At 59.7% G+C, this 16,282-nt stretch carries 20 protein-coding genes; 13 read left to right on the plus strand and 7 right to left on the minus strand.

Going from position 1 to position 16,282, the window contains the following annotated elements:
- Window positions 1-842 (minus strand): type IV pilus assembly protein PilM (pilM, locus tag Q6L55_08575; GenBank protein ID MEN9258764.1); only part of this gene is annotated, 842 nt, incomplete at its 3' end.
- A 264-nt stretch (window positions 843-1,106) separates the two neighbouring features.
- Here pilM and nfi point away from each other — a divergent pair.
- The 4 genes from nfi to Q6L55_08595 all read left to right on the plus strand — a co-directional run bounded on the left by nfi (window position 1,107) and on the right by Q6L55_08595 (window position 4,169).
- The gene (nfi, locus tag Q6L55_08580) at window positions 1,107-1,802 is read left to right on the plus strand and encodes a deoxyribonuclease V (protein ID MEN9258765.1); all 696 of its coding nucleotides are present in this window, start codon (window positions 1,107-1,109) and stop codon (window positions 1,800-1,802) included.
- 83 nt (window positions 1,803-1,885) lie between these two features.
- Window positions 1,886-2,194, plus strand: a complete 309-nt coding sequence (locus Q6L55_08585) for a hypothetical protein (protein MEN9258766.1) — start codon at window positions 1,886-1,888, stop codon at window positions 2,192-2,194.
- A gap of 21 nt (window positions 2,195-2,215) precedes the next feature.
- The gene (locus Q6L55_08590; GenBank protein MEN9258767.1) at window positions 2,216-3,733 is read left to right on the plus strand and encodes an AAA family ATPase; all 1,518 of its coding nucleotides are present in this window, start codon (window positions 2,216-2,218) and stop codon (window positions 3,731-3,733) included.
- 82 nt (window positions 3,734-3,815) lie between these two features.
- On the plus strand, window positions 3,816-4,169 hold the full coding sequence (locus Q6L55_08595; GenBank protein ID MEN9258768.1) for a DUF1257 domain-containing protein: 354 nt from the start codon (window positions 3,816-3,818) through the stop codon (window positions 4,167-4,169).
- 105 nt (window positions 4,170-4,274) lie between these two features.
- Here Q6L55_08595 and Q6L55_08600 read toward each other — a convergent pair whose 3' ends face one another.
- The 3 genes from Q6L55_08600 to Q6L55_08610 are packed head-to-tail and all read right to left on the minus strand — an operon-like array spanning window position 4,275 to window position 5,561.
- On the minus strand, window positions 4,275-4,520 hold the full coding sequence (locus tag Q6L55_08600) for a hypothetical protein (protein MEN9258769.1): 246 nt from the start codon (window positions 4,518-4,520) through the stop codon (window positions 4,275-4,277).
- A 35-nt stretch (window positions 4,521-4,555) separates the two neighbouring features.
- Complete coding sequence (locus tag Q6L55_08605; protein ID MEN9258770.1) at window positions 4,556-4,762, minus strand: hypothetical protein; 207 nt, start codon at window positions 4,760-4,762, stop codon at window positions 4,556-4,558.
- A 7-nt stretch (window positions 4,763-4,769) separates the two neighbouring features.
- Window positions 4,770-5,561 (minus strand): hypothetical protein, encoded by a 792-nt coding sequence (locus Q6L55_08610; protein ID MEN9258771.1) that lies wholly within the window; start codon window positions 5,559-5,561, stop codon window positions 4,770-4,772.
- Window positions 5,562-5,721: 160 nt separating this feature from the next.
- Between Q6L55_08610 and Q6L55_08615 the strand changes: the two genes are divergently transcribed.
- The 3 genes from Q6L55_08615 (at window position 5,722) to Q6L55_08625 (ending at window position 8,456) form a co-directional block, all read left to right on the plus strand.
- Entirely contained in the window at window positions 5,722-6,606 is an 885-nt protein-coding gene (locus tag Q6L55_08615; GenBank protein MEN9258772.1) for a BtpA/SgcQ family protein, read from the plus strand.
- Window positions 6,578-7,486: a vitamin K epoxide reductase family protein gene (locus Q6L55_08620; protein ID MEN9258773.1), complete on the plus strand. Its 909-nt coding sequence runs from the start codon at window positions 6,578-6,580 to the stop codon at window positions 7,484-7,486. The genes Q6L55_08615 and Q6L55_08620 overlap by 29 nt, the downstream gene beginning before the upstream one ends.
- A 157-nt stretch (window positions 7,487-7,643) precedes the next feature.
- Window positions 7,644-8,456, plus strand: a complete 813-nt coding sequence (locus Q6L55_08625; GenBank protein ID MEN9258774.1) for an S-layer homology domain-containing protein — start codon at window positions 7,644-7,646, stop codon at window positions 8,454-8,456.
- Here the strand turns inward: Q6L55_08625 and Q6L55_08630 are convergent.
- A complete protein-coding gene (locus Q6L55_08630) occupies window positions 8,449-8,886 on the minus strand; it encodes a YlqD family protein (GenBank protein ID MEN9258775.1) in 438 nt (145 codons plus the stop codon). The two genes, Q6L55_08625 and Q6L55_08630, sit on opposite strands and share 8 nt — an antisense overlap.
- Window positions 8,887-8,918: 32 nt before the next feature.
- Window positions 8,919-10,715: an ABC transporter ATP-binding protein gene (locus Q6L55_08635; protein MEN9258776.1), complete on the minus strand. Its 1,797-nt coding sequence runs from the start codon at window positions 10,713-10,715 to the stop codon at window positions 8,919-8,921.
- A gap of 115 nt (window positions 10,716-10,830) precedes the next feature.
- On the opposite strand from Q6L55_08635, the gene Q6L55_08640 reads away from it, so the two are divergent.
- The 6 genes from Q6L55_08640 to Q6L55_08665 are packed head-to-tail and all read left to right on the plus strand — an operon-like array spanning window position 10,831 to window position 14,465.
- Window positions 10,831-11,904, plus strand: coding sequence for a TonB family protein (locus tag Q6L55_08640; protein ID MEN9258777.1), 1,074 nt, complete (start codon window positions 10,831-10,833; stop codon window positions 11,902-11,904).
- Between the two features lie 18 nt (window positions 11,905-11,922).
- Window positions 11,923-12,579: a MotA/TolQ/ExbB proton channel family protein gene (locus Q6L55_08645; protein ID MEN9258778.1), complete on the plus strand. Its 657-nt coding sequence runs from the start codon at window positions 11,923-11,925 to the stop codon at window positions 12,577-12,579.
- Complete coding sequence (locus Q6L55_08650) at window positions 12,557-12,958, plus strand: biopolymer transporter ExbD (protein ID MEN9258779.1); 402 nt, start codon at window positions 12,557-12,559, stop codon at window positions 12,956-12,958. Before Q6L55_08645 ends, Q6L55_08650 begins: the two co-directional genes overlap by 23 nt.
- Before the next feature lie 4 nt (window positions 12,959-12,962).
- The gene (locus Q6L55_08655; protein ID MEN9258780.1) at window positions 12,963-13,232 is read left to right on the plus strand and encodes a hypothetical protein; all 270 of its coding nucleotides are present in this window, start codon (window positions 12,963-12,965) and stop codon (window positions 13,230-13,232) included.
- 10 nt (window positions 13,233-13,242) lie between these two features.
- Window positions 13,243-13,809, plus strand: coding sequence for an NADPH-dependent FMN reductase (locus tag Q6L55_08660; protein MEN9258781.1), 567 nt, complete (start codon window positions 13,243-13,245; stop codon window positions 13,807-13,809).
- The gene (locus Q6L55_08665) at window positions 13,779-14,465 is read left to right on the plus strand and encodes an NAD(P)H-hydrate epimerase (protein MEN9258782.1); all 687 of its coding nucleotides are present in this window, start codon (window positions 13,779-13,781) and stop codon (window positions 14,463-14,465) included. The genes Q6L55_08660 and Q6L55_08665 overlap by 31 nt, the downstream gene beginning before the upstream one ends.
- On the opposite strand, the gene pyk is transcribed toward Q6L55_08665, so the two are convergent.
- Entirely contained in the window at window positions 14,462-16,246 is a 1,785-nt protein-coding gene (pyk, locus tag Q6L55_08670) for a pyruvate kinase (protein MEN9258783.1), read from the minus strand. The two genes, Q6L55_08665 and pyk, sit on opposite strands and share 4 nt — an antisense overlap.
- Window positions 16,247-16,282: the final 36 nt, after the last annotated feature.

Here is a 16,282-nt window from a genome sequence, read left to right on the forward strand (position 1 = left end):
AGTTCATCCGCCAGCTCCTGCAGCACCCGGATCAAAGCCATCCCGGGCCGGTTCGTGGGCGCCGTTGCATCCCCTTCCTCCGGCACCGACACCGTCTGGGCCCAATGGGGATTGCGACTCACCGGCATACTGGCGGCCCGACTAACAGCATTCTGCATCTCCAGCACCCCAATCGGCACATCCCGACTAAACTGGGGTACTCCATCCACCACAATATTAATCTCCGTGTTGTCGTAACCGATATCCACGACCGCCGCCGCCTCCCGTTCTGTAAACGTCTGGCGCAATTGCTCCCGCAGCACCCGCAACAGGGCAAAACTGGTAATCTCGACGCTGCGGACCGTCAAGCCAGCCTTCTGGGCCGCCTCCATATAACTATCAGTCGTTTCTTTACGGGTGGCCGCCAGCAGCACCTCTACCAGCTCCTGGTCATCCTCCGTTCGGGACAACCCCAACCTCTGAAAGTCCAAGTCCGCTTCCTCGCGCGGGTAGGGCAAAAATAACGCCGCCTGCTCGTTCTCCACATTCTCCCGCAACTCCGCATCATCCAGCTCCGCCGGCAACTTCACCAAGCGGGTGACCGTCCGGTGAGCCGGAATCGCCAGAGCCGCCCGTTTCGCCCGCATCTTGTGCTCCTGCAGCAGACTCTTAATCAGCTCCCCCACCCCGTCCGTATCCACAACCAAACCATCTTCCACGTAGCCCTCTGGCATAGGTGCACTAGCCAAAGCCACCAGCTTCAAACCCTGCCGTGACCGCTGCAACTGAGCCACCTGCAACCGTACCGGGGCTATTTCAATCCCTACGCCAGCCGCACTACCCCTGAAAAGAAACGATGTCATACACCCTCAACCATTAACCTAAATTTAACCTGACGTGTGAGGGCAATAACCTAATTACTCAAACCAGGCACCAGACCCGTAAATGCTAGCTCCTAAAAGCTGTAGGGAACGGAAAAACTAGGCTCTATTATTACATAAACCTTGCGGTTGCTGTAAAGTCCCTCGTAGCAAATTCTCACATCCCTTGTGCCGGTCCAGCAACCTGCATGGCGTCGGTGGTTGTGTTAGCTACAATGCTGCCAGTGGTTTCGTCCATGCTGGTCAGTGGCGGTTTTTCACTTACCCCCCGATTGGCCCACCACCCCTGAGGCCGCCCAGGCGTTACAGGCCCAATTGGCTGCCCAAGTACGCACCACCGACGATTTGCCGCCGATTCATACCGTCGCTGGCGTGGATGTGGGGTTTGTGGAGAACAACCAAGTTGCCCGGGCCGCCATCGCCGTCCTCCGTTACCCCGACTTGCAACTGCAAGACCAGGCCATCGCTTATTTGCCGGTGGACTTTCCCTACATTCCCGGGTTGCTGTCCTTTCGGGAAATCCCGGTCATTTTGGCCGCCCTCAACCAACTTACCCACCTGCCCGACCTGCTTTTGTGTGACGGTCAGGGCATCGCCCACCCCCGGCGCTGCGGTATCGCCTGTCACCTGGGGCTGATCACGGACATTCCCGCCATCGGCGTGGCCAAATCCCGTCTGGTGGGCCATCACGCCCCCGTTCCCGACCGCCCCGGCGCCTGGCAACCCCTGATCGACCGCGGGGAAATCATCGGCGCGGCCCTGCGCACCCGCCCCGGCACCAACCCGCTGTACGTTTCCCCCGGTCACCGCATTAGCTTGACCACCAGCATCGCCCACGTCCTGAACTGCACCCGCCGCTACCGCCTGCCGGAAACCACCCGCCTGGCCCATAAACTCGCCTCCCGCCGCCCCACCCAACCCTACCAATGTGAACTTTTGTAACAAAAATGCCGTCAAACCGGCATGCCAGCTTGACGGTTGGGGGATGGGGGGCTAAAGTAGCAATACCCGGGTATGAGTTGACTATGTCAGACAAACACAAGGTAACGGTTTATCTTTCTCCCGAACTCCATCGCCGGTTAAAGATTCAGGCGGCGGTAGTTGCGGAACCGATGTCGGCGATTGTGGAGCAGGCGGTGGCTTTTTACCTGTCCCATCCCCAGGTGGTGGAGGGCCATGGTGGTCAGACCCATGTGGTGCATCACTGTCCGGAGTGTCAAACGCCGGTGGTGTTACGGGAGGGGAATTTGGTGTCGGTCCAGGGTATGAGTGAGGCGGTGTTGCCGGACCCGGTGCCCAGTTTTGTTCCCCGCGAGGTGTTGATTCCCTGTTAAGTTCGCTCAGGCGAGGCGCGTATGTTGGATGAGTTGGTGACGTTGCTGAAGGCGCAGTACCCACTAATCTATGTGGTTACGCCGGAGGAGGAGCGGGCGGAGCAGTGGATTGTACAGGCGGCCCAGGAAACGCGGGCGGTACAGCGGGTTTTTACCTGGACGGTGACCCATGGTTTGTTGGAGTACGGTCACCCCCGCCACGCCAGTCAGCACCACAACACGGTTTCGCCGGAAACGGCTTTGGACTGGGTGATTCGCCACAAGGAACCGGGGGTGTTTATCTTCAAGGATTTGCACCCGTTTTTGGATTCGCCGGCGGTGAATCGGTGGTTGCGGGATGCGGTGGCTAGTTTCCGGGGCACCCGCAAGACGATTATTCTTCTGTCGCCGGTGTTGCAGGTGCCGGTGGAGTTGGAAAAGGAAGTGGCGGTGGTGGATTTTCCCCTGCCGACGCCGGAGCAGTTGGCCGAGGTGTTGAACCAGCAGTTGGTCCAGATGAAGCAGACGCGGCTGGACAAGGCGACGCGGGAGAAATTGATTGCGGCGGCCCAGGGGCTAACGCGGGATGAGGCGGAAAAGGTGTTTCGCAAGGCCCAGGTGGTGGGGGGAGGGCGTCTGACGGAGGCGGAAGTGGGGATTGTGGCGGCGGAGAAGAAGCAGTTGATCCGGCGCAACGGCATTTTGGAGTACTTGGAGGCGGAAACGACGCTGGATCAGGTGGGGGGGTTGGAGGAATTGAAGCGGTGGTTGCGGCAGCGGTCCCAGGCGTTTACGGAGCGGGCGCGGCAGTATGGTTTACCCCAGCCCAAGGGGATGTTGATCCTGGGTGTGCCGGGGTGTGGGAAGTCTTTGATTGCCAAGACCACGGCCCGGTTGTGGGAATTGCCCCTGCTGCGGCTGGACATGGGGCGGGTTTACGACGGTTCGATGGTGGGCCGGTCGGAGGCGAATTTACGCAGCGCCCTGAAGACGGCGGAGTCCATTGCCCCGGTGATTCTGTTTATTGATGAGTTGGACAAGGCCTTTGCCGGGTCGGCGGGGTCAGCGGATAGTGATGGCGGCACTTCTTCCCGGATTTTCGGCACGTTTTTGACCTGGATGCAGGACAAGACGTCACCGGTGTTTGTGATGGCGACAGCCAACCGGGTGGACAGGTTGCCGGGGGAATTCCTGCGTAAGGGGCGTTTTGATGAGATTTTCTTTGTGGATTTGCCCAACCTGGAGGAGCGCCGGGAGATTTTCCGTATCCATCTATCCCAGCGGCGGCGCGATATTGACCGGTTCGATTTGGATCAGTTGGCCCAGGTGACGGAGGGGTTTTCTGGGGCGGAAATCGAGCAGGCGGTGGTTGCGGCGATGTACGAGGCCTTTGCCCAGGACCGGGAGTTTACCCAGTTGGACATTATTGCGGCGGTGAAAGCGACGTTGCCTCTTTCGCGGACGATGATGGAGCAGGTGACGGCCCTCCGGGATTGGGCCAAGCAGCGGGCGCGGCCGGCAGCGGCTTCAGTGGCGGAGTACCAGCGACTGGAGTTTTGACAGGCTTTTGGTCCTTCGGGGCCAGAAGGCTCGCCACAGCGAGCAGTAAACCCAACCAAGATGATCTCAGGAGGATAATCTCATGTCTCACTTCAGCACCTTGCGGACCAAAATCACGGACGCCGAAGTGCTCAAGCAGTCCCTGCGGGACCTGGGCTTCCAGGTGAAGACCAACGCCGACGTGCGGGGCTACAACGGTCAACGGCTGCGGGCGGACATCGTGGCCGTGTTGGAAGGTGAATATGACCTGGGTTGGTCTCGCAACGCCGATGGCACCTTTGACCTGATCGCCGACCTGTGGGGGGTGGCCAAAAAGTACAACCAAACCGAGTTGATCAACTCCATCAACCAAAAGTACGCCATTAACAAGACCCTGGCGGAAGTGAAGCGGCCTGGTCTGCAAAACGCCAACGTGAAGCTGGTGGTGCAAAAGTAACCATCACGGGCGTTCCCAAAGGAAGCGGGTTGGTTTTCCAGGTCCAGCCCGCTTTTCTTTTAGGCACACAAAAACGTCGGGGAACTGGCCTGGATCAGGCTCCAATTAACTATGGGGGCGGGCTAGTCGGTGGTTGCCAACTCCAAGATGCTGGCGGCCCCCACGTGAAACACATGGTCCTAAGCGGCAAACCAGGGATACTCCCAACTTATCCGGCATGAGCAAAATATCGCAGGCATCGAAGTGGAACCATTCCCGGTTGCGCACCACCCGCCGTCCGGTGTAATCGGGTACCCCCGGATGGCTCTTCATCCACTCGTCCACCGGGTCGTAGAGAACTGCTTGGTCCACAACAAACCGGCCAGCGCTTGCCGCATGAGGTTTTTCTAGTCGTCGGGGATGGTGGGGGAGATTACCATATCATAGAGTTCATCCGCTTCCCGGCGGCGCTGGTCAAACAGGGCCGATCCCTGTTCAAGATGGAAGAGTCCCGGCTGGTCCCTCAAGGGCAACAGCACCTGCACCAATCCCTCCGCCAGCACATCCATCGAATAATGCACGCAGGCCTTAGTGCCCATCTGTTCCGGATTCACCGCCCGGCTATCCCCCTTGTAGCGATGAAAGGCATCTTTGACAAAGGGTTGGGGGCTGATCCGCTCGAAGCTGGTTTTGTTCTCGGTAAACGGTCAGTGGCCCCCCGTTGGCGCCGCTAAGTAGTCGGTCTCTAGCAGAGGATGCTCGGCCATCACCGTTTGGTGATTCAGTCCTTTTGAGTCCTTTGATCAGGGGCCGGCGTTGGTCTTGGGCCTCGGGCCAACTCCAGGTGTTGCGGAACCAGAGGGTCGGCATCAGGTGAATAGGCGCCGCTTCAGGACCCCGGTTTTCCGCCCGGATTTTGATCCAGATGTCCCGCGGCCCCGCCTTGACGTACTCCACAAACCCATCAAAATAGCGGTCGTCGTTAAAGATGCTGGTGTCGAGCAGTTCATATTCCGGCTTAGAGGTCGAACGATGCCGGTTGGTGTGCACCAAATCTGCGGAGGGGAAAGGCCGCTGGGGATACTTGTAAAGGAATTTCATGTGGGCATGAGTTCTTAAGTAATACTCCTTGACGTCTTCCCCGTGATTGCCTTCGCCGTTGGTCAAGCCGAATAATTGCTCCATCAAGATGGGGTCTTGCCCGTTCCACAGGGTCAGGGCAAAGCAGAGTAACTGCCGGTTGTCACAGATACCGCCTAACCCATCTGCCCCCCAGCGATAGGCGCGGGAGCGGGCCTGGTCATGGGTGAAATAATCCCAAGCGTTGCCCGTCTCACCGTAATCCTCCCGCACCGTGCCCCACTGCCGTTCTGCTAAGGTCCCCACTATTTCCAGGAGGGTTCTGCTAACCATTGCGCCTCGGCGGTCATGATGGACTGTCCTTTTCTCTTAGGGGATTAGAAATTCCGAGCAGAATATAACCAATTTCCCGCCGAGATGCTGTAAAGAGGAGATTCAGAGTCGTGGGGTCTAGGCCGGGCTATAATGAAGGGGGCCAGCATACATCCTAGTTATGGATTTGGCGCAGATTTTCGGCACGGCCCACCCGGTCATTGGCGTGGTTCACCTGCTGCCGCTACCGACATCGCCCCGCTGGGGGGGGAGCCTACAGGCGGTGATCGAACGGGCGGAACAGGAGGCCAGTGCCTTGGCCGCGGGGGGGGCTGACGGTATTATCATTGAGAACTTTTTTGACGCCCCCTTTACCCAGCACCAGGTGGACCCAGCGGTGGTCAGCGCCATGAGTTTGATTGCTCAACGGGTGCGGGCGCTGGTGGATTTGCCCTTAGGGATCAATGTGCTGCGCAACGATGCCCTGAGCGCCATGGCCATTGCCACCAACGTAGGGGCGCAATTTATCCGGGTGAATGTGCTCACGGGGGTGATGGCGACGGACCAAGGGTTGATCGAAGGGTGCGCCCATCGCCTATTGCGCTACCGGCGGGAGCTAGACAGTTCGGTAAAGATTTTTGCCGATGTCCTGGTGAAACACGCCCGTCCCTTGGGGACCCCCAATTTGACGACGGCGGTGCAGGAGACGATTCACCGGGGGTTGGCGGATGGGATTATTCTGTCGGGCTGGGCAACGGGGCATCCCCCCACCCGGGAAGACTTGGAACTGGCCCGAGCAGCTGCAGGTGCGGTGCCGGTTTTAGTTGGGAGTGGCGCCAACCCGGATAATGTGGCCCATTTGTTGGCGGCGGCCGATGGGGTGATTGTGGCCAGTTGTCTCAAACGCAAGGGCCAAATCGATCAGCCCATTGACCCCCAACGGGTGAGTCGTTTTGTCCAGGCGGTGCGGCGCTGTCTGGAACCGCTCGATTCGCTGTCCAGTCATGCTTCCTCAGACCCCTCATTTACCCACACCTATGAGCAAGTTACGCAACCGTCGCCGTAGTACCCCCTGGTGGCAACGCCATTCCCATCCCATGATGGGCATCCTTGCCAGTATTGGGGCGGTAGAAACGGCCTATATCACCATCACCCACTGGTTGGGCGGCAGCGTGATTTGCCCGACCACTGGCTGCGACCAGGTGCTCAAGAGTGCCTACGCCCAGTTGTTCGGCATTCCCCTGTCCCTGGTGGGCTTTGTGTTTTACGGGGCCGTGGCGGTGATTGCCTTTTTTTTGGCGCCGAAACAGGATGAGGATTTCCCCTGGGCCTGGGCCTTATTTGCTCTGACCACGGCCATGCTGGTCTCCAGTGGTTATTTCGTGTATTTGATGGCCTTCCCCATCGGCGCTTGGTGTGTCTACTGCGTGACGTCGGCCATTTTGAGTGTTTTGCTGTGGTTTTTGGCCACCTTTGGTCGCACCTGGCGGGATGTCGGGCAATTGTTGACCACGGCGTTGGTGGTTGGAGTGGTCGCCCTGCTGGGCATCCTGGCTGCTTACAATGGTGTGGAGGCGTCTCCTGGTCAGGTCGGTCAAGCGCCGCCGCCGGTAACCACACGCTCAGGACCAGCGGAGATCGCCCTGGCCGAACACCTACGCAGGGTGGGGGCGCGGGAATACGGGGCCTACTGGTGTCCCCACTGCCATCAGCAGAAGCAACTGTTTGGCAAGGAGGCGGCGGCCAAAATTGATTACGTCGAGTGCGACCCCAGGGGTGTTAATAGCCAGGCGCAACTGTGCCAGGAAAAGGGCATCCGGGGCTATCCCACCTGGGAGATCAACGGTAAGTTGTACCCCGGTGTCAAACTGCTGGACCAACTGGCGGATTTGACGGGCTATCGCGGGCCGCGCAATTTTATCAACCAACCGGTGCTGTTGCGGTAAGGTACCCTATGACCAATAGCGAATTAGGCGGTATTAACGGGCGGCTGGATAGGTCGGAAACGGATGTCCGGGACCTGCAGCTGGAACTGAGAGCCGACCGGAAGAGCCTCAACGGCATGGTGCCTACGGGAGACTGACTGTCCGGTAACCTGAACCCATGGTTTCATCCTTTCCCCAAATCAGCCTGGGCCTGGTGTTGATCCTGACACTGGCGGGTTGTGCCGGCACGAACTGGGAGCGTTCCCTGGCGCCCGACCCCCGCCTCACCCCTACCCCCAGCCCTTCGCCAGTTGTTGAACCGAGTCCCTCACCGTCGCCGGAACCGGTGGCCCTCGCTGGTCTAGACCGCATTCCGGCAGCCCTGCAACCTTTGGTGCAAGATGTGATCAACCTGGGGGTCATTCCCGCCGGTGAGGTGCAGCTCGACCAGCCGGCGACCCGCCGCCAGTTTGCCCGCTGGTTGATGGCCGTGCAGCAGCGCCTGTACCGGGACCAGATCGAACGCCAAGTGCGCCCTGCCACTTTTGGCACCACACCGGTGTTTGCCGACGTGCCCCGTTCCGACCCCGATTTCACCCTCATCCAGGGGCTGGCCGAAGCCGGCATTATCCCCAGTCGTTTGACCGGAGGCAGTAGCGGACCCCTGCGGTTTGAACCGGACCGGTTCCTCACCCGGGAAACCCTGATCACCTGGAAGGTGAGTTTGGATATTCCCGGCAAATTGCCCACGGGCACGGTACAGGCCGTCACGGAAACCTGGGGTTTTGGGGATGCGGCGCAGATTTCTCCCCTGGCCCTGGGGGCGTTGGTGGTGGATTACCGCCGGGAGCCAAGCACTGTGCGTCAGGTCTGGGGCCGCACCCGTTTGTTTCTGCCCGATAAACCCGTCAGTCAAGCCCAGGCCCTGGCCGCCCTGTGGTTTTGTGGCACCGGTGATGCCCTGGTGACCGCCCGGGAGGCCCTCAAATAACGCCGCGAATTTCCTGCACTACCCCATCCCGCAGCACCACCTCCACCTGCATTTTTTCGATCAGGTTCTCCCCGACTTTCACCGTGAAATAGCCGTCTAGTTGACCTTGTAAAACCTCCTGTTCCATCTCCAGGGTTTGCACCTGGGTTAATTGGGTGAGAATTTGATTTTTTTGGTCCAGGAGCTTGCTCTTTTCGTCATTGGCCTGGAACTGAATGGAATTGATCTGTTCAGTCAACTGGGGACTGGCGGGTTGTTTTTTCAATTCGGTGATGGCCCGTTGCACCTGCATATCAATCTGTTGGGTGCGGGCGTCAATTTGATTGATTTGGGACTGGAGAATTTGCAAGGTTTCCTCTTTCCAGCGGGGGGTCACGATTACCTTAATGTTGACTGACCGTTTGAGAATCAACTCTTGTCCGTCTGCCATCGTTCGACCTAATCATGGGAACACCTGCCATCTTACCCCGAAGTGAGCAAGCCCGGAAATTGCAACCGGTAGAGGTGGGCATAGAGTCCCTGGCGCGCCAGCAATTCTTCGTGGGAACCGGACTCGATGATCTGGCCGGCCTTGAGCACCAGAATGCGGTCCACCGCCCGAACGGTCGCCAGCCGATGGGCAATCATCACCACCGTCCGCCCCTGGGTCAGGGATTGCAGGGCCTGCTGGAGCAGGGATTCGGTAGCCACATCCAAACTGGCCGTCGCCTCGTCAAGCACCAAAATGCGCGGTTGGCGGATGGCAATGCGGGCAAAGGCAATCAGTTGTTTTTGGCCGGTGGAAAGATTACTGCCCCGTTGGCGTACTGGTGTGTGGTAGCCCTGGGGCAAGCTGGTAATCCAGTCGTGAATCCCCAACTGCCGGGCCACCGTTTCCACCTGCGCCGGGGTATAGGTTTCCCCCAGGACGATATTGCTGTAGATATCGCCGCTGAACAGAAACGGCTCCTGGAGGATCACCCCCACATAGCGCCGCAAATCCCGCTGGGCCAAACAGCGAATATCCACCCCATCAATCAGAATCCGACCCACCTGGGGTTCATACAAACGACACAGCAAACGGATGACCGAACTTTTGCCTGCCCCCGTCGGCCCCACCAGCGCCACTTTTTCCCCCGGGTGGATCACCAAGTCCACATTTTTTAATGCCCATTCACCGGGTTTGTAGCCAAAAGAAACCTGTTCAAACCGGATTTCCCCTCGGCCATCCGGGGGCAAGGTCAACGGTTGGGCCGGGTCTTGAATACTGATGGGTTGTTCCCGGATTTCTTGAATGCGTTCAACCGCAATAAACCCCGCCTGGATCAGCGTAAACTTTTCCGCCAGTTCCCGCAGGGGGTCAAACAACCGCTGGGCAAACAGGATAAAACTAGCCAGCACCCCAAAGGTGAGCTTATTCCCCAGCACCAGCCCCCCCCCTGCCAACAATACCCCGGCAATGGCCACCAGAGCTATCCACTCCAAAGTCGCGGAAATGGCCGCATCGTGAAAGATGGTTTTATCCACCTCGCGGATATAGCGGCGGTTCACTTGGCGAAACAGCCGAGCATTGTAGGATTCCCGGCCAAACAATTGTACGATGCTAATGCCCTGGATGTTTTCTTGAATCAGGCTATTCAGGCGGGATAATTCCTCGCGAGACTGATAATTAGCTCGGCGAAATTGGGTCTGGAAATAGGTAATCAAGCCCGCCACCGGCACCAGCAAGGTCAGCAGCAACAGCGCCAGAAACCACTGCTGTTGAAACATCATGACCCCTAGGGCCATCAGGGTCAAGACATCAATCAAAATCCCCACGGCACCGGTGGCAAACACATCCCCAAGGGCCTCCACATCACTGGTTAAACGGGTGATCAGTTTGCCGACGGGTGTGCGGTCAAAATAGGCCATCGGTAAAGCTAGCACATGGTCAAATAAGTCCTGGCGAATTTGGGCGGTGATGTGCTGACCAATTTTTTGCACCAAGTAGCTCTGGACCCCCTGTAAACCTAGGCGCAAAGCAATGGTGATAAACAAAACAACCAGCAGCAGTTGTAAACCCTGCTCAAGGGGCAATTGGGCCAGAAAGGGGGGGAGCGGTTCCTGACGAATCAGGGAGATGACTTGTCCGATGAGGACCGGCTGCACGGCTCCGGCAAAGGAAAGGGGCAAAAGTAAAAAAATAGCTAGCGTCAGCCAACGCCGGTAATGGCCCGCATAACGACCGATTTGCTGCAATAATTGCCAGTCATGACGCCGCCGCCCGACCTCCTTCACCATTGACGTAATCCCAGATGCACCCTTTTCTAGTATGGGACAGACGCCCGAATCCTGGCCGGAAACAGATTTGTTAAACTAGCGGTCAGGTTGGGACTCCTGATAGGGGTGTGGGGTGATGGTGACTTCCTGGCGCTGGCGACGACGACCACCCACCAACTTGTGGTTATACGGGGGACTTTCCTTGCTATTGCACAGTGCAGTCCTGCTGGCCCTGCGGTGGGTGGAGGCGCCGACCGAAACTGCCCCTGTCGCCGAGTTGCCCCCCATCGAAATTGTGGAAGCGCCCCCGGTGGTCCAAGAAGCTCCCTCTCCACCTGACACGGCCAACCGCGCCGCCCAAAACCTGGTGGACCAGGGGAGCGCGCGCCCGGATTTGCCCCTAAGTGCAGAAATGACCCGTCGCGGCCCCGACCGCCCGGCCAGTCAACCGACACCGGCGGCATCCGACCACCAGGAGACCGTTTCGCAACCTGCACCCTTGGTCCCGACAGAACCTTCACCGCAGCCAAGGCCCGTCCTTCCCCTATCTCCCCCGCCTGAACCGCTGGCCCAAGAAACGCCTGCGCCCCAGCCGACGCCTAGCCCGGTGGTTCGCCAGCAACCTGCCGTGGCGCCAGAACCTGTTGCCCGACCCGCGGTTACGCCGGCCCCGACCCCACCCGTGGCACCTACATCTGATCCCCGGCGTGTCGCCCGCGCGTCCGAACCGGCATCGCCAGCATCGTCTCCGCGCCCGGCCCCACCACCCAAGGGCAATGCGGGTCTCCTGGGGGGACCGATCCATCGCGGTGGTTCCCAGGCTTGGTTTGACCAGGAGGCCAATAGCACCCGCAATGCCCCCGGTCCGACGCAACTGGCTGCACGGCAGGATGTGGACTTGGGACCCTATCTGGCCAACCTGCGCCGCCGGGTGCAGCAAAACTGGCGTCCCCGCACACCCGACCGGCAACGGCAAACGGTGGTGGGTTTTACCATTGACCGCAGTGGTCAGATTGGCAATTTGCGTGTGTTGCGTTCGTCGGGTTCCCCCCAGACGGATGCGGAGACCCTGGAGGCTATTCAGCGGGCGGCGCCCTTTGGTCCCTTGCCGGAAAACTTTGCCTACAACCAACTGGAAATCGAATTCACCTTCAACATCTATGTCAATAACGTGGTGATTCAACAGCCCCGGAGTTGGTATGGTTTTTAGGGGGGAAGGAGGCAGAGCATGGAAGTGGTCCGTCGTCTGTTTGCCGCCGGTGGGGTCGTCATGTGGCCGTTGCTGGGGTTTTCCATCTTGGCCCTGGCGCTGGTGCTGGAACGCCTGGTGTTTTGGGTGCGGGTGATGACAACGCAACCCCAGATCGTCCAGGAAACCTTGTCCCTTTACGAGCGCAGCCCCCGCTCGGCCATGATCTTGCTCAAACAAAACAGCCATCTACCCCTAGCGCGGATTTTTTTGGCTGCCCTGGAGCTGGAGGACCCCACGCCGGAGGAGTTTCGTTTGGCTTTGGAAACGGCCGCCCAGGCGGAATTACCCCTGATCAAGCGCTTCAATACGGTGTTTGAGACGATCATCAGCCTATCGCCGCTGCTGGGGTTGCTGGGGACGGTGCTGGGATTGATTACCAGCTTGGCCAATTTGCGTCTGGGGGAGGCGGGGGGCACGCAAGCGGTGGCGGTGACCTCAGGCATCAGTGAAGCGTTGATTTCGACGGCGGCGGGCCTGGTGGTGGCGATGATTACGTTGCTGTTTGCCAATATGTTTCGGGGGCTATACCAGCGCCAGATTGCTTTAATCCAGGAGTACGGGGGGCAGTTGGAGTTGCTGTATCGCCATTACTACGAAAAAGGAGGGGTCCATGCGGCTGCCCGAGGAGAGTGAACCCCAGGCGCACATCAACATCGTACCCATGATTGATGTGATTTTTGCCATCCTGGTGTACTTTATGGTCAGTACGCTTTCCCTGACGCGCCTGGAAAGTTTGCCGGTGAATCTGCCGGGGGCGACGACGGGTCAGGTGCAAAATGCGCCGCCGATCACGGTGAGCCTAGACCGCCAGGGGCGGGTGGCTGTCAATCGGCAGGTGGTACCTTTAGAGCAGGTAAAACCGCGGGTGCAGGCACTGGCGCCCCCAGGGAAAAGTACGGTGGTGGTGATTTCGGCTGACCGGGATGCGAGTTATGGACAAGTGGTGGCGCTCATGGACCAATTGCGGCAAATTCCGGGGGTGCGCCTTGCGGTGGCCACTCAGCGTCCTTAGCGCCTTGGTGGTGGGGGCGGTGACGGAGATGGCCTGGGCGCAGGAGCGGAAACCGGGGGCGGCGGATTTACCTACCCGGGCGCGCACCACCGGTCAGGTGACCTTTGGGACGGGGGGACCGATTCCGTTGGAACTGCGGCAGACGCGACCCCGTTGGCCCTTGCCTTTTGAGATTCAGGTGGGGCCAGGACTCAGCGGGGGCGATCCGGGGGCGGGACCGGCGGCCTACGGGGCGGATGCTATTCAGGTGGAAATCGTCGTGCCGGTGAACTAAAGTGGTGGCTATGGGCAAGGTGGTGTTGCCGGTGATTTTGGGGACAGTGCGCCAGGGACGCCTGAGCGAGCAGGTGGCCCGCTGGCTCGTTGCTCAAATCCAGGCGCAATACCCGGATGTGGTGACGGAGTTGATCGACATTCGCACGTTGCCGATCCGCACGGATGACGCGGGACCGGCGATTAAGTACCCCCCGTTTGCGGCCAAGGTGCAGGCTGCCGACGGTCTGATCCTGGTGGTGCCGGAGTATAACCATGGCTATCCGGGAATGCTCAAGCATGTCCTAGACAGCAATTACCCGGAGTATCGGTTCAAGGCGGTGGGGTTGTGTGGGGTGTCGGTGGGGGGCTTTGGCGGCACACGGGTCATCGAAGCGCTGATTCCAGTGATGCGGGCCTACGGTTTGTGCATGACCCCCATTGATTTGCAGTTCAGCTATGTGGACCGCCTGTTTGATGCCCAGGGCCAGTTTTTGGCGGCTGAGGAGTATCAACCGCGCTTGACCCGGTTTATGGATGAGTTGTTGTGGCTGGCGCGCACGTTGCAATGGGGACGTACGACGATACCCTTGCCCTAGGGAATGAGCGTTTTTGCACCCAGACGGGGCTGCCGGTGCCGACGTTGAGCCGGGGACAGGTAGAACGCTGGTGGCGTCTGGTGCAGCAGGCGGGTTTGACGCTGGAGGCCCTGGTGGAAACGGCAGGGCGCAGTGCGGCCATGTTGACCCTGGGATGGCTGGGGGAGAACTGGGACACGGGTCGGGTGGTGGTGCTGGCCGGGTCAGGGGTCACGGCAGCTGTTGCTTTGGGGGCGGCTCGCCACATGGCCAACCGGGGGGCGAATGTGCGGCTATGGCCCCAGTCCCTGGAGTTGCCCATTGTGCAAACCCAGTACCGGCTCTACCGGCAAACCGGGGCGCAGGTAGTAGATGCCAGCGAACTAGTGGGCGAAGGGGCGGCTGTGGTCTTAGCCGGTAGTGAAACGCCGCTAACGGCGGAGCAGCAACAGTGGATTGCCACCAGCGGGGCAGAGGTGGTGCGCATTGGGGAAACCCTTGATGCGGTGACGGCGGCGGCGACGTTGGTGCTGGGGCTACCGGTGGCGGAGGCCTGCTACACGGGCCAAGTCTATTTGGCGGATGTGGGGGTGCCCCTGGCGGTGTATGAACAGGTGGGGCTATATCACCGCTTTGTCTTCGGTCAGCAATACATCATTCCCCTGTACCCGCGCTAGCCCATATCGCCAATGCGCAGCGCCCCCGTGTACACCGTCCCCCGCGCTACATCCAGAGTAATGATGGCCCCGTCGCGAATGATTTGGGTGGCGTTTTTGACCCCCACAATCACCGGCACCCCCAGGCGCAGCCCGATGACGGCGGCGTGACCCGTTAAACTTTCGTCTTCGGTAACGATACCGGCGGCCCGGCGCATGGGTTCGACTAAAGACGCATCGGTCTGCTGGACCACCAAAATCTCGCCGGTCTGGAAATCCGTCAGCCGTTCCTGGGGACGCAGGACCCTGGCCCGGCCACTGACCAAACCTTGGCCGACCCCCACCCCCTGGGCAATCTGGGCGCTGACCATCCCCACTTTAATCAAATCGGTGGAACCGGCTACTCCCGGCAAGGTGCCTGCGGTCATTACCACCAGGTCCCCTTCCTTGAGCCAACCCCGCTCCTGGGCCATGGCCATCGCCACCTGAAACGTCTGCCCGGCAGTGGGCAACTCCAGTACCAGCAGCGGTCGCACCCCCCACACCAACTGCAACTGGCGGGCCACTTCGATGTGGGGCGTCACAGCAATAATGGGCGTGCGGGGCCGGAACTTGGAGACATTGCGGGCGGTGGCCCCGGTTTTGGTCAGGGTCAAGATGGCGCCGGCGGCCAATTCACTGGCTACATCGCTGACGGCCTTGCTAATGGCATTGGCAATCGGTTGCCCCCCCGGCTGGAACGGGCGCGAATAGACCCCCTGCATCCCCGGCTGTAAACACTCCTGCTCCATATGCCGGGCGATTTTATCCAGGGTCTGCACTGCCAGCACCGGATATTTCCCCGTCGCCGTCTCGTTGGAGAGCATAACGGCATCGGTCCCATCTAGGATGGCATTGGCCACATCAGAGACCTCGGCGCGGGTGGGGCGGGGGGAATGAACCATGCTATCGAGCATCTGGGTGGCGGTGATCACCGGAATCCCCAGCCGATTGGCCGTGGCAATCAGGCGCTTTTGCAACAGGGGCACCTCTTGAGCCGGCATTTCCACCCCCAGGTCTCCCCGGGCCACCATCACCCCATCGCACACCGACAGCACCGCCTCCATTTGGGCAATGGCCTCGTGTTTTTCGATCTTGGCGATCACCGGCACCCGGCAGCCCCGCTGGGCAATGATTTCCTTGAGTTCCAGGACATCTTCGGGACTGCGCACAAAGCTCAGGGCCACCCAATCCACCCCCTGCTCCAGACCGAAGAACAAATCCTGCCGATCCTTTTCCGTTAGGGGTTTCACCGACAAAGACACACCCGGGAAATTCACCCCCTTGTGGTTGGAGAGCACTCCCCCGACCGTCACCCGGCAGTACAACTCCTTCCGGTCCCGCCGCACCTCCTCCACCACCATCTCCACCCGGCCATCGTCCAGGAGAATGGTTGCACCAATGGGCACCTCCTCCGCCAAGCGCTCATAGCTGACATAACCCCGCTCCGTCGTACAGGGCACCGGCTCGCTGGTGAGAATGTAGGTACTGCTGGTGGGCACCACCACACTCCCTTCAGGAAACGTACCCAAGCGAATTTTTGGCCCCTGCAAATCCTGGAGAATGCCGATGGGTCGGTTCAGTTCAAAAGACAACTGGCGGATCAGGCGGATATGGCGTTGGTGGTCGGCGTGGGTACCGTGGGAAAAATTCAGGCGAAAAGTATTCACCCCCGCTTCAATCATCGCCCGCAGGACTTCCGGTGTGTTACAGGCAGGACCCACAGTGGCGACGATCTTGGTGCGGCGAAACGGGACCTCCATACCCACCCCAGACGGATACACGCAAGGGATTGTAGG

The organism is Gloeomargarita sp. SRBZ-1_bins_9 (assembly GCA_039794565.1).
In the GTDB taxonomy this organism is placed as follows: Bacteria; Cyanobacteriota; Cyanobacteriia; order Gloeomargaritales; family Gloeomargaritaceae; genus Gloeomargarita.

Bases quoted from the DNA above. Each gene is read 5' to 3' on its own strand.
- Q6L55_08610 (MEN9258771.1), bottom strand. From the start codon at position 5,561: ATGGTTAGCAGAACCCTCCTGGAAATAGTGGGGACCTTAGCAGAACGG.
- Q6L55_08620 (MEN9258773.1), top strand. From the start codon at position 6,578: ATGAGCAAGTTACGCAACCGTCGCCGTAGTACCCCCTGGTGGCAACGC.
- Q6L55_08590 (MEN9258767.1), top strand. From the start codon at position 2,216: ATGTTGGATGAGTTGGTGACGTTGCTGAAGGCGCAGTACCCACTAATC.
- Q6L55_08660 (MEN9258781.1), top strand. From the start codon at position 13,243: ATGGGCAAGGTGGTGTTGCCGGTGATTTTGGGGACAGTGCGCCAGGGA.
- Q6L55_08640 (MEN9258777.1), top strand. From the start codon at position 10,831: ATGGTGACTTCCTGGCGCTGGCGACGACGACCACCCACCAACTTGTGG.
- Q6L55_08595 (MEN9258768.1), top strand. From the start codon at position 3,816: ATGTCTCACTTCAGCACCTTGCGGACCAAAATCACGGACGCCGAAGTG.
- Q6L55_08630 (MEN9258775.1), bottom strand. From the start codon at position 8,886: ATGGCAGACGGACAAGAGTTGATTCTCAAACGGTCAGTCAACATTAAG.
- Q6L55_08635 (MEN9258776.1), bottom strand. From the start codon at position 10,715: ATGGTGAAGGAGGTCGGGCGGCGGCGTCATGACTGGCAATTATTGCAG.
- Q6L55_08585 (MEN9258766.1), top strand. From the start codon at position 1,886: ATGTCAGACAAACACAAGGTAACGGTTTATCTTTCTCCCGAACTCCAT.
- Q6L55_08665 (MEN9258782.1), top strand. From the start codon at position 13,779: ATGGGGACGTACGACGATACCCTTGCCCTAGGGAATGAGCGTTTTTGC.
- pyk (MEN9258783.1), bottom strand. From the start codon at position 16,246: ATGGAGGTCCCGTTTCGCCGCACCAAGATCGTCGCCACTGTGGGTCCT.
- Q6L55_08625 (MEN9258774.1), top strand. From the start codon at position 7,644: ATGGTTTCATCCTTTCCCCAAATCAGCCTGGGCCTGGTGTTGATCCTG.
- Q6L55_08650 (MEN9258779.1), top strand. From the start codon at position 12,557: ATGCGGCTGCCCGAGGAGAGTGAACCCCAGGCGCACATCAACATCGTA.
- Q6L55_08645 (MEN9258778.1), top strand. From the start codon at position 11,923: ATGGAAGTGGTCCGTCGTCTGTTTGCCGCCGGTGGGGTCGTCATGTGG.
- Q6L55_08615 (MEN9258772.1), top strand. From the start codon at position 5,722: ATGGATTTGGCGCAGATTTTCGGCACGGCCCACCCGGTCATTGGCGTG.